Raw genomic sequence first — 12,280 nt, 5'->3', positions numbered from 1 at the left:
GGACATCAAAATGGCTATTTCACGTCGCGCATTCCTCAAAGCCTCCATTGCAACCGCTGTTGCTGCAACAGGCGGACTTACCGTTTTTCATGCATCTACTCGCTTTGACGAGGCTGGTACAATTATCATTCCCCACGCCAGTCATTGGGGGCCATTTAATGCCATCGTAAAAGACGGTATTCTCATCGGCGTTCAACCTCTGAAAAATCTCGACGCCATGCCTACCGAAATGCTGACCGAGGGCATTATCAGCCGAGTCTACGACAAAACCCGAGTAAAATACCCCATGGTACGGCAATCCTATTTAGCTGACCCTAAGGGTGATACGAAGCCTCACTTACGCGGTAAAGAGCCCTTCGTACGAGTGAGCTGGGAAACGGCTTTGGCCTTGGTCGCCGATGCTATTCAGACCACAGCCCAAACTCATGGCAATCAGGCACTGTTTAGTAGCTCTTATGGTGGTTGGTCGCATGCCGGATTGATGCGACCACAAGTGCTACAAGGCCGCTTCTTTAATTTGATAGGCGGACAGAGTACTACCACCGGCGACTATTCCGGTGGCGCATCCCAAGTCATCCTGCCGCACGTTATTGGTGATATGGAAGTCTACTCTCCGCAGACCGCCTGGCCGGTGATCGAAAAGCACGCCGAAGTATTCGTCCTGATCGGTTGTGACCCGTGGAAAAACAACCGTATTGAGTTTCGCGTTGCTGACCACCAAATGTATCCACATTGGAAGCGTTTCGCGGATAACGGCATGCAATTCATCTCCGTCAACCCCCAGCGCACTCGCACCGATGACGAATTAGATGCCGAGTGGGTGAAGATCATTCCAAACACTGACACCGCGCTTTTCCTTGCCATGGCTTACCATGCCTACAACCAAAATCTGCATGATGCCGACTACCTCGACCGCTATACTGTCGGTGCCGATAAGTTTATTGAGCACTTACTTGGCATACAGGATGGCACCGTAAAATCCCCTCAATGGGCTGCAAATATTACAGGTATTCCCGCTGAGAAAATTATCGAGATGGCCGAGCTATTTGCCCGCAAGAAAACCCAATTTGCTGCAGGCTGGTCGCTGCAACGTGCCGATCATGGTGAAATGACCCACTGGGCCATTATCAACTTTGCAGCTATGCTGGGTAAAATCGGTAAACCAGGTGAAGGCGTCGGGTTCAGTTGGCACTACGGCAATGGCGGGATGCCTCAATCCGGCGCAACAATGCCTGTCGGCTTGTCGCAAGGCAAAAACCCTATCAGTGCTAACTGCCCAGCATCACGCATCTCAGAGATGCTGAATAATCCGGGGACAACGTTTACCCGCGACGGGATCGAGTACACCTATCCGGACGTAAAACTGGTTTATAATGCGGGGAATAACCTTCTTTCCCACCAGCAAAACACCAATGAGCTCATTGCTGCGCTCAATAAACAGGTGGAAACCTTCATCTGCCAAGATCCTTGGTGGTGTGCCTCATCGCGGTTTGCCGACATCGTACTGCCTGCCACCAGTACCTTAGAGCGGGACGATTTGTCATCTGGCGGTACTTATAGCAACGACAAAATTTACGCCATGCGCCAGGTTATTCAGCCTTACGGCGAAAGCTTGGATGATTTTGAGATCTTCCGTCGGTTGTCAGAAATATTCGGTGTCGAAGAACAATTCACCGAGGGCCTGAGCTACCCTGAAATATTGCAACGCGCTTATCATGCCTCTTCTGCTACATTGCCGTTCGATGAGTTTTGGCAACAGGGCCATACCAGAGTAATCGCACCGGAAAGCGCCAATACCTGGGTACGTCATGGTGACTTCTACCGCGATCCAGAACAGTTCCCATTGCATACGACTTCAGGAAAAATTGAGCTGTACTGCCAGGATATCGCCAACTTTGCCGTTCAAGACTGCCCCCCAATGCCAACTTTCTTAGCACCGTTTGAGTACCTTGGGAATGCAAAGCCAAACCAAGTCCATGTTGTCAGCCCCCACCCTTACATGCGAGTGCATTCGCAAATGGCCAATGCCGACACAAGGAAATATGAAGATGTACAAGGAAGACAATATGTTCTCATCAACAAGCAGGATGCAGAGCGGCGCGGGATCCGTAACGGGCACTTGGTTGAGATATTTAACGAGCGAGGCCGGATCATAGCTGGCGCTAAAGTCTCTGATAGCATCATGCCTGGCGTGATCAGTTTGGAAGAAGGTGCTTGGCTTCAATTTGATAGCCAAGGACGTTGCAACAGCGGTGCGATCAATGTGATCACATCTAGCCAGGCCTGTAGCGAACTGAGCCAAGCGAATAGTGCCAATACCTGCCTTGCCTTTATTCAGCGCTGCCGTGATCCAGAATCCGACAACTTGGCCTTTGAGCCGCCACAGATATTGACTGACGAGAGAGCGACGCCTATATCATCAACGAACATTACCCTGGCAGCAGACCAAGCCATAAAGCAGGTCGAACAAAGCCCAGGCGAAACCCTATTTTATCAGCGCTGTACGTTATGCCATTCAGCTAAAGACCCGCGTCAGTACACCAAAGCCCAGTGGCACGGAATAACCAAAAGCATGTTTCCACGTGCAGGCCTAAGCCCAGCCGAGCGAGAAGCAGTGATGAGCTTCCTGGAAGCCAACGCAAAAGATTCTCCATCAAAATAGCTGCACATTGAGAACCTGCAACACATGCCTCGGCCATACTTTCGTATGGCCTGTTTCATTCTTTTTGAACTGGAAAAATACCCTCGCCCGTCTACAGTAATGTCTAATACCACCATTTATGGCAATGCCATATAAGCTGACATTATGAGTTCCCACCAAGCCAACCTCACCAGTCAAATTCAGGGAAGAGTGATCGTACCCGGCGACGCTGAATATGATGAAGCCCGTCAAATATGGAATGCGATGATAGATAAACGTCCTGCGGTTATTGTTAAATGCACCAATACATCAGATGTACTCGCCGCATTAAATTATGCCAAAGCCCAAAAGCTAGAAATTACCATCAGAGGTGCAGGCCACAACATCGCTGGTAACGCCATTTGTGATGACGGATTAATGATTGACCTTTCAGACATGAAAAAAGTAACGGTTGATCCCGGGGCCAAGCGCGTCCTCGTCCAGCCAGGGGCGACGTTAGCAGACATCGATGCCGCTACACAGCAACATGGATTGGCAACGCCCGTAGGCATTAACTCGACTACGGGTATATCTGGACTAACACTGGGCGGTGGTTTTGGCTGGCTCACCCGCAAATTTGGCATGACTATCGACAACTTAGTCTCTGCCCAAGTTGTTACCGCCGATGGCCGCCAACTCACTGCCTCTTCAACTGAAAACAGTGAGCTGTTTTGGGCTATCCGTGGTGGGGGCGGTAACTTTGGCATTGTGACCGAGTTCGAATTCCAGCTTCACTCTGTGGGCCCTGAGATACTCGCAGGTTTGATTGTCTACCCATTCGATCAAGCCAAGCAGGTTTTGGAGCAATATCGAACCTTCACTCAAACCGCCCCAGCAGATCTCAATGTATGGGTTGTTATGCGCCAGGCTCCCCCATTACCGTTCTTACCGGAGGAGGTGCATGGCAAAGAAGTGATCGTCCTTGCAATATTTTACGCCGGTGATTTGCAGCAGGGAGAAACCTTGATTGAGCCATTGCGCCAGTTCGGTACCCCACACGGTGAACACATCGGCGCCCAACCTTATACTGCGTGGCAGCAAGCCTTTGATCCATTACTAACCGAAGGTATGCGTAACTATTGGAAATCCCACAATTTCACTGAGCTGCATGACGATGCTCTTGATCTGTTGCTCCACTATGCCGGTAACCTCCCCTCCCCGCATTGTGAAATCTTCATTGGTCAGTTAGCAGGTTCGGCCAATACTGTCGCCTCTGATGCCATGGCTTACAGTAGCCGTGACGCGAAGTTTGTCCTCAACGTCCATGCCCGCTGGGAAACCCCGGCTGAAGATGAAGACGCAATTAACTGGGCAAGGGACTTCTTCAAAGCCACGACCCCCTTTGCCTCGGCGGGTGCCTATGTCAACTTCATGACGGCCGAAGAAGGCGGACGGGTAACCGCCGCATATGACAGTAATTATCAACGTCTGGTGGAAATTAAACGCCAGTATGATCCTGATAACTTATTCCACCACAATCAAAACATTAAGCCATAGAATTATTAACTAAAAGACGACCGCTCCGAAGTCTGTCACCAACCAATAAGGGCTGATACGACTAATCAGCCCTTTTGCCTCGACCCAGATCAAACTTCTGCAACTTAACCCCTGAGCACTTCGATGCAATGACTACACTTATAGTGAAATCATCATTGGAGGGGGAAGCTATATGGACTTCACACAAAAGATGAGACTAAGAGGCAAAGCAGAAGAAGATCTTTATTTCGCCCAGCAAGATCAAGCTTTGATTGAAGCGCTGCATGAGATGCAGGAAAGCGGTGAGATTGAAAAATGGCACAAGTCGGCAAAAAAAGAGAGCAAATCAGAGTCGCAATAACTTTCAGTCAACCTCTAGTGACTTAGATTGCCTTGCTCATATATAACGCCGACCATATTTGCCCATTCGCGGCGTGAAAGCCGGATCTCCGCTTGTCGGTCACAAAACCCAATGACTCATAGCAGCCTCGGGCATGGTGATTGTGCTCGAATACTGTCAGCTTAGCTCGCTCTGCATGAAATTGTTTACGTGCATGTTCTATCGCCAGTTCCACCATTTTCTGGCCATACCCCATACCACGAATAGCAGCCTCGCCAATGAGTACCCGACACAGTCGGTATGTCGTCTCGGATTCACGAAACAGCTCAATGTAACCCACTCGTTGATTACCATGGCACAACATCAGGGCTGTTACCTCTTCAGTTTGAAGATGCGCAGCTAACTGCTTGGTATCGAGAGGATAATTAAAACGGTCTCCACTCCATAAATGGTTGAACTCCGCCGAAGGAACCCAGTCAATCAACACGTCTATATCGTCCTCGGTAAAAGCCACTAATTTCAACATACCGTCCCTCCTTGGTTAAAAATCCGTCTACTTCTTTCTAGCATGTTTTGATGAGGCAAAGAAGCAACTGAAAGGACAAAGCTGCAATCAAACACCGAAAACATTTATGTATCCTGCCAGTTACGTTAAACTTCACCACAACTGACAATCATGAGTCTTGCAAAGATCCACAAACCGCTTGCTACCTTGAACGGTTAATGGTGATCGTTTGAAGACTGATTTTGGGCCAATGTAAGTGCAGCACGACTGCATCAAAAGTGGTACCGAACAATTAAGAGTTAACAATCAATGAGCAACACAATCCAGTGGTTCCCGGGCCACATGCACAAGGCCCGTAAAGAGATCGAAGAAGTCCTACCGAAGGTGGATGTGATCATCGAGGTACTTGATGCCCGCATTCCGTTCAGTAGCGAAAACCCACTGATCAAAACCTTTCGCGAGAAAACCAACAAGCCAGTTGTTAAGGTTCTAAACAAGCGCGACCTTGCTGATCCAGAAATGACCCAGATGTGGATTGAGCACCTTGAAAAAGAGCAAGGAGTGAAGGCACTGGCGATCACCACTGAGAATGTGAACGAAGTTAATAAGATCATGGATCTTTGCCGCAAACTGGCGCCTAACCGTGAAGAAATGGGTAAGAACATTCGTACCATGATCATGGGTATCCCGAATGTCGGTAAATCTACCATCATCAATACCCTTGCCGGACGTACTGTTGCGATCACCGGGAACCAACCAGCGGTTACCCGCCAACAGCAGCGCATCAACTTGCAAAATGGTATTGTCCTTTCTGATACTCCGGGGATCCTTTGGCCGAAAGTAGAAAACCCACACAGTGGTTTCCGCCTAGCGGCTACCGGTGCTGTTAAAGACACCGCCATGGACTACATCGATGTAGCCTTCTTTACCATCGAGTACCTGATCAAGGCCTACCCTAACCTCATCAAGGCCCGTTACGACCTAGATGAAGATGAAGTACCAGAAACCGAAATCGAGCTGATGGAAGCCATTGGCCGAAAACGTGGCTGCCTGAAGGCCGGTGGCCGTGTCGACCTTCATAAAGCTTCTGAAATTCTGATCAACGAGCTGCGTAACGGCACGCTGGGGCAAATCACCATGGAACGCCCAGAAATGATCACTCAGGAACTGATCGACGTCGCAATCGAAGCTGAACAAAAAGCTGAACAGAAAGCGAAAAAGAAAGAAGAACGCCGCAAACGCTACCTGAAAAACAAGCGCTAATTGCGACGATAGGCAAAGCCCTCATATACTTGATGGTATATGAGGGCTTTTTTGTGCCCACCTCATTCGCACTCACAGTCATCTCGCACATCAGTTGCGGTACAGAGCGAAAAAATAGAGAATACCGCCAAGCAAGCTTACGGTGAAACTTTTCCCACCTCTCACGGTCTGAATGACATTGTAAGCCGCTTCTTTGTAACTAGGCAAAGAATCACCATAAATCAATTTCTTACTGAGAGTTTCAATGCGCAAAACGGTAAACCAAAGCCAAACAGCCAAATTTACCTTGCTGTTAGTGTTGGTCGTCATTTTTGTCTGTTCCGGGCAAAATTTCGGCTATGCCGCCACGTGTGAATTGAGAGCCTCTTCCTCTGATGTCATCGACCAAGCGACTTTTTCTGACTCAGTAACAACAAAAACGGGTGCTTCTACGGTCTCAGACCAATGCTCAATGGCCGATCATTTGCTGCAAATGCACAAGCATTCCATTGAGCATGCCATTGTCAGTTTATTCATTTTTGTTCTGGCTGTGCTGAGCTATGCCGCAATAACCAAAGCAATACTGGTATTCACCGAACCGATCCCTCCCACACGGCGGCGTCACCTGACGCTGTGTGTGTTCCGAGAATAAATCAAGGCACACCACTCTCGAACCATACTTGAGACCGCTTTCGCTATTCTTGGAGTTATTACATTGAAAAATATGATTATTAAACGATTTTCCATTCTCACTGCCTTCGTGATGCTGCTGGGCAGCCTTTTTTCGTTATCGGCTTCGGCTGTTGAATACTCAAGCGGCTGGCTACAAAACCCAAATCATCCACCTGTCGAGTTGCGCTACATGCTGACAGGGCAACAAAATCCGGAAAATAAAACCGTCGAAGCCCTGTTGGAAGTAAAACTCGATACTGATTGGAAAACCTACTGGCGCAGCCCTGGTGAAGGTGGCGTCGCCCCCTCTATTGATTGGTCACTATCGAATAACCTCGATAATGTGGACTGGCATTGGCCAATGCCTAAACGCTATGAGTTTTTGGGTGTCGAGACTCTAGGTTACAAAGATACCATCATCTTCCCGATGACCATTCACGTCCAAGATATGTCTAAGCCGGTTTTCCTGTCCGGTATCTTGACCATGTCTTCCTGTACCAACATTTGTGTACTGACCGATTACGAAATCACGCTCGACTTCAATCCCGCCAACCTGACGGTATCAGAACAGGCGATGCACCTGTACAATCAGGGAATAAGCCGTGTACCAACCGAGCAGCCAAGTGTCGAAATCAAGGCTCTCTCTTGGAATAAAGAAAACAAAACGATGTCAGTGATTGCCACTAACACACTGGGATGGACCCAGCCTGATGTGTTCATCGACGGCGAATCGCAAAATGTCCAGGATGCCTCGTTCCTTAAACCGACCATTCACGTAAACGGTGACACCCTCACTGCGCAAATGAAAGTGAGCAGCTGGTTCGGGGAACCCAAATTGCTGGGTGAAGCACTCAATGTCACTATCAGTGATACAGACTTCTCGGTAGAAACCCAGGGCATTGCCACTGATACCCCAGTCATTCTGCCCACAAGTGACAGCAACCTCATCGAAATTATCGGTATCGCCTTACTCGGTGGTTTAATCCTCAACATCATGCCTTGCGTACTGCCGGTATTGGGGATGAAACTGAGCAGTGTCATTGCCGCTGAAGGGCTTGAACAGCGCCAAATCCGTATGCAGTTCCTATCTTCTGCAGCCGGCATCATCACATCATTCTGGCTATTGGCTGGTTTCCTCATCACCCTGAAACTATCGGGGCAGGCACTAGGCTGGGGAGTGCAATTCCAGAGTCCATACTTTATCGCTGCCATGGTGATTATCACCGCGCTGTTTGCCGCCAATATGCTTGGCCTATTCGAAATCCGCCTATCGAGCAAAACGAATACCTGGATGGCCACCAAAGGCGATGACTCTTATGCCGGACACTTTGTTCAGGGTATGTTCGCGACCTTACTGGCGACACCATGCAGTGCACCTTTCCTCGGTACAGCTGTGGCCTTTGCATTGGGTGCTGATATCATCACTCTCATTGCCATCTTCACAGCCCTTGCTGTCGGTATGGCAGCTCCTTGGCTAGTAATCGCTCTATTCCCTCGCCTAGCGAAACTGTTGCCGAAGCCGGGCATGTGGATGGATAAGGTCAAAAGCCTCTTCGGCTTGATGATGCTGGCAACCAGTTTGTGGCTATTGAGCTTGATGACAAGCTTCCTATCAACAGCGTCCGTCGTTCTTGTCGGTGTATTGCTCGTCGTTGTCTTACTGTGGCGTCTGGGCAAGGTTAAAGGTCGCAAGCCTGTTATTCTGGCCATGGCATTTATCATCGTCGGGTCAGGCGGCGGGCTTATCGCAGGCAGCATGACGGCCGAACACTGGTCAACACCGCTTCCCAAAGATCATGCCTGGCAGCCGCTTGATATTAATGCAATCCAACAGCAGGTTAACCAAGGAAAAACCGTCTTCGTTGATGTCACCGCTGATTGGTGTATCACCTGCAAGGTCAACAAAATGAGCGTTCTGCTTCAAGACCCTGTTTATTCGGCATTAGATAATGAACATATTGTATTGATGAAAGGTGATTGGACCCGACCGTCTGATTACGTGACAGGCTACCTGCGCTCCAACGGTCGCTTTGGTGTACCGTTCAATATCGTTTACGGGCCGAGTGCACCGACGGGGATCCCTCTTCCGGTTATTCTGACCAGCAGCGATGTCATCAGCGCAATTGAAGCAGCGAATGGTAAAGGTGTGGAGTGATGTGCTCAAATTGTTCTCCCGAGCCAAAACAGCCCGTACCCAAACAGCAAGGCCGTCGAAAATGAAGCGCTTAGTGAAAGAAGCGGTATTCATGCTGCTGGTATTACTCGTAGTCACAACCGGGCTTGATATATGGCGAAGCCAAAGCATGCCACAAGGAGACACCCCCCACCTTGTCGCTGAATCGACAACCGGCGAGCAGATCGATCTGATTGCCCGCAGCCATGAAAAGCCCGTGATGGTCTATTTCTGGGGGACGTGGTGCAGCGTGTGCCGCTTTGTCAGCCCAACTATCGACTGGCTGGATAGCGATTATGACGTTATCTCTATCGCGGTTAATTCAGGTGATAACCGACGGCTCAATGGCTACCTTGACCATCATGGCTATGGTTTTACCACCATCAACGATAATCGAGGCGCTCTGATGCGGGAATGGGGTATTTCCGCAGTTCCGTCCATTTTTATCATCAAAAGTGGCAAGGTCTCATCGGTAACGACGGGCTTTAGCACACCTCCTGGATTATGGCTAAGAATGCGAATGGCTATCTAATTTGATGAAAGCCATATAATAATCAGCCCAGTTTAAAACTGGGCTGAATTCGATGCTGTTAACCTCGCATCCCGGTAAGGACATGCACTCTACTCCCACTCCCAATGTCTTCCTTCGTGGCCATCAGAAAACATCATCCGGTACCCACTGATATTTTTGTGCGGGATATCATGCATGATTTTGTGGAACTGCTTACTGTCAACATGAATTAGATTTTCATGATCGCCCGACTCTATAAACAGCTCATCTTGGTCGAACAACATGTCATCTACCAGCATATCAACTTGGTAAGCCTGCCCAATTGACGGTATCGCGCCGGGTTCACAATCTTGGAAGATATTGGATAGTTCATGCTCGCCAACAAGGAAGTACTGCTTCCCCATCATGCGGCTGATCTTGTCTATCATTACGCGGCGGTTTGAAGGGACGACAGCCATCAAAAACTCACCGTTTTGATCTTTTAGCATTACCGCCTTTGCAACTTGCGATGTCGGTACATGGGCCGAGATAGCCGAGCTAAATGACGTATCGGTATGTTTATGCCGAGTCAAACTGAAGTCAACATTGTGGCTGTTAAGAAATTGCCCTACTGTCAGTGCCATAGCCATAGGATCACCTCCTGAACAATCACCAAGCCACTCTCAATCGTTGAGTTTAGCCTGATGGAAACTGGGCCTACAGCCTCAGTATGGAAGGGGATAACCGATTTCGCTAACAAATTTCAGCACAACAAACGTAAATATTAACCCACATCAAAACAGTTAAGCATGCTGCTATTAAATAACACGCCTCGCTTGCCAGTAGGTACTCCGCCAGTACGGGTTTTTGAGGTTAGATATCATAACGCCTTGCGAAGTGGAAGCATGTAGAAAGCGAGACTCACCGAGATAGATGCCGACATGGCGCAAGGTACGGCCTGTTTTGAAGAAAACAAGATCGCCCTCCTGCAGTTCAGTGATTGCCACCCACTTACCTTGCCTGACTTGCTCACCAGTCGTCCGGGGCAGCTTCTGCTGAAAGACTTCTGCCAATCCAATCTGTACAAAGGCCGAGCAATCAATGCCGGCCTTGGTCGTTCCCCCTAGGCGATAAGGTGTTCCCCGCCATTGTCGATAGACAGAATCAAGCGAGGGGGATTGGTGAATCGGCACATTCATCTCGACAAATTCATAGCGAGGAGCATTCGTCTGTGTATTGTCTAAAGCATCATCACTTGCCGCTGTATTCGGTGAGGATGAGCATCCTGAAAGCCAAATTGTCACAGCCAGTGATAGTAACAGTCCCTTCACTGAAATAGACCCCTTTGCTGCGCCAGGAAGCCCTGACTATGAATTTTTTGTGGTAGTAATTTATTAGATTAGCTAATTGATAAGGTTTCGGAAACATAATTCTGCGTACAACTGAAGGAATTGACATAACTGATGAGAAAGCCAACAAAGCCGCTGGAAAACTGGGCTTCAGGTAAAAAAAAGGCTGACAATTGTCAGCCAAGAAAACTCCACACAACAGAAGAGATAGATTGCATCGCCCTCCTAATCAAGGAAGGTCCCTTGCATCTATCGGAAAACATTTATCTCTTTAATTCAGCTACTTATCCAGTATTTTTTTGCCAGCTCGCACACAACTGCGAGCAACTTCACGCATTCACGCTTCAAAAAACTGTAATTTGTCAAATATTTGCTTTTTTAGGGAAACACTTACCATACCCAAATAACTTCAAGTAGTTGGCTATATACCAAATAGGACTGCGCAAGAAGCCTTCTCCCATCCCCCTTGAGCAATATTTCTGATAAAACATGCAACTATACACTGGTCATACAACTGAAAAGATTTCATAATGCAGGCAGTTTTTCATTAAATCGCTAAGGAGTAAGCGTGCTTGCATTCTTCCGTATTTTCCTCGCGGCCATTTTCATCGTTTTCACAACACTGTTCGCACTGGTGTACTGTACCCTGTTCAAACCTCGCGATCCTAAGCACGTGCATTTTTTCTGCCGCTGGTTTAATCAACTACAACGTATTGTTGGCGTCGAGCTGATCCATCGCGGCAAAGAAAAAATCGCAGACGTTCCCAAAGCCGTTTACATCTCTAACCACCAGAATGTATTCGACTTTGTCACCTCTCCCGGTATGTTGCCACCCCGTGCTGTATCCATTGGCAAGAAAAGCCTGCTGTGGATCCCTTTCTTTGGCCAGTTGTATTGGATTACCGGCAATATCTTGATTGATCGAGAAAACAAATCAAGCGCCCGAAACACTATCCAACAAGTTGCTGACGCTATCCACAAACGTAACCTGTCGGTATGGATGTATCCAGAAGGAACCCGAAGCAAAGGCCGTGGCCTGCTGCCGTTTAAAACTGGTGCTTTCCGCATGGCTATCGAGGCTGGAGTGCCTATCGTACCGATGTGCGTCAGCTCTATTCACAACAAAATCTCCCTCTCGGACCGCGACAACGGTATTGTAATTGCAGAAATGCTAGATCCTATCGATGTTTCCGGTTACGAGCTGAAAGATGCCCGACAGCTGGCTGATCATTGCCACCAGCTAATGGAAAGGAAGATTGCTGAACTCGATGCCGAAGTTGCCGAGTTAGAACAAGCTCGCTCAAGCGATAAAGTGACTATCAACTCTTAGTTGCCTCTACCTCGAGAAATGAA

12 protein-coding genes are annotated in these 12,280 nt (G+C 48.5%); 9 read left to right on the top strand and 3 right to left on the bottom strand.

Features of this window, described 5'->3' with window-relative positions:
* Positions 1-10: 10 nt before the first annotated feature.
* The 3 genes from C9J03_RS00135 to C9J03_RS26565 all read left to right on the top strand — a co-directional run bounded on the left by C9J03_RS00135 (position 11) and on the right by C9J03_RS26565 (position 4,517).
* On the top strand, positions 11-2,662 hold the full coding sequence (locus C9J03_RS00135; protein ID WP_107291648.1) for a molybdopterin-dependent oxidoreductase: 2,652 nt from the start codon (positions 11-13) through the stop codon (positions 2,660-2,662).
* 144 nt (positions 2,663-2,806) lie between these two features.
* Positions 2,807-4,177, top strand: a complete 1,371-nt coding sequence (locus tag C9J03_RS00130; RefSeq protein ID WP_044620864.1) for an FAD-binding oxidoreductase — start codon at positions 2,807-2,809, stop codon at positions 4,175-4,177.
* Between the two features lie 172 nt (positions 4,178-4,349).
* Positions 4,350-4,517, top strand: a complete 168-nt coding sequence (locus C9J03_RS26565; RefSeq protein WP_162845536.1) for a hypothetical protein — start codon at positions 4,350-4,352, stop codon at positions 4,515-4,517.
* 22 nt (positions 4,518-4,539) lie between these two features.
* Here C9J03_RS26565 and C9J03_RS00125 read toward each other — a convergent pair whose 3' ends face one another.
* Positions 4,540-5,022: a GNAT family N-acetyltransferase gene (locus tag C9J03_RS00125; RefSeq protein WP_052829587.1), complete on the bottom strand. Its 483-nt coding sequence runs from the start codon at positions 5,020-5,022 to the stop codon at positions 4,540-4,542.
* A gap of 288 nt (positions 5,023-5,310) precedes the next feature.
* On the opposite strand from C9J03_RS00125, the gene ylqF reads away from it, so the two are divergent.
* The 4 genes from ylqF (at position 5,311) to C9J03_RS00105 (ending at position 9,620) form a co-directional block, all read left to right on the top strand.
* A complete protein-coding gene (gene ylqF, locus C9J03_RS00120; RefSeq protein WP_039463519.1) occupies positions 5,311-6,264 on the top strand; it encodes a ribosome biogenesis GTPase YlqF in 954 nt (317 codons plus the stop codon).
* A gap of 244 nt (positions 6,265-6,508) precedes the next feature.
* Positions 6,509-6,895, top strand: coding sequence for a hypothetical protein (locus tag C9J03_RS00115; RefSeq protein ID WP_044620863.1), 387 nt, complete (start codon positions 6,509-6,511; stop codon positions 6,893-6,895).
* Positions 6,896-6,967: 72 nt separating this feature from the next.
* On the top strand, positions 6,968-9,070 hold the full coding sequence (locus C9J03_RS00110) for a protein-disulfide reductase DsbD family protein (protein ID WP_044620862.1): 2,103 nt from the start codon (positions 6,968-6,970) through the stop codon (positions 9,068-9,070).
* A gap of 1 nt (position 9,071) precedes the next feature.
* Entirely contained in the window at positions 9,072-9,620 is a 549-nt protein-coding gene (locus tag C9J03_RS00105) for a protein disulfide oxidoreductase (protein ID WP_197078568.1), read from the top strand.
* 89 nt (positions 9,621-9,709) lie between these two features.
* Here the strand turns inward: C9J03_RS00105 and C9J03_RS00100 are convergent, their stop codons facing one another.
* Positions 9,710-10,228: an aminoacyl-tRNA deacylase gene (locus tag C9J03_RS00100; protein WP_044620861.1), complete on the bottom strand. Its 519-nt coding sequence runs from the start codon at positions 10,226-10,228 to the stop codon at positions 9,710-9,712.
* A gap of 168 nt (positions 10,229-10,396) precedes the next feature.
* Entirely contained in the window at positions 10,397-10,909 is a 513-nt protein-coding gene (locus C9J03_RS00095) for an NlpC/P60 family protein (protein ID WP_231580620.1), read from the bottom strand.
* Between the two features lie 132 nt (positions 10,910-11,041).
* Between C9J03_RS00095 and C9J03_RS00090 the strand changes: the two genes are divergently transcribed.
* Positions 11,042-11,344 (top strand): hypothetical protein, encoded by a 303-nt coding sequence (locus tag C9J03_RS00090; protein ID WP_044620859.1) that lies wholly within the window; start codon positions 11,042-11,044, stop codon positions 11,342-11,344.
* A 151-nt stretch (positions 11,345-11,495) separates the two neighbouring features.
* On the top strand, positions 11,496-12,257 hold the full coding sequence (locus C9J03_RS00085; RefSeq protein ID WP_044620858.1) for a 1-acylglycerol-3-phosphate O-acyltransferase: 762 nt from the start codon (positions 11,496-11,498) through the stop codon (positions 12,255-12,257).
* Positions 12,258-12,280 lie beyond the last annotated feature (23 nt).

The sequence above is a fragment of the Photobacterium gaetbulicola genome, assembly GCF_003025515.1.
GTDB lineage: Bacteria > Pseudomonadota > Gammaproteobacteria > Enterobacterales > Vibrionaceae > Photobacterium > Photobacterium gaetbulicola.
This window is presented reverse-complemented; position numbering and strand designations above follow the sequence as displayed.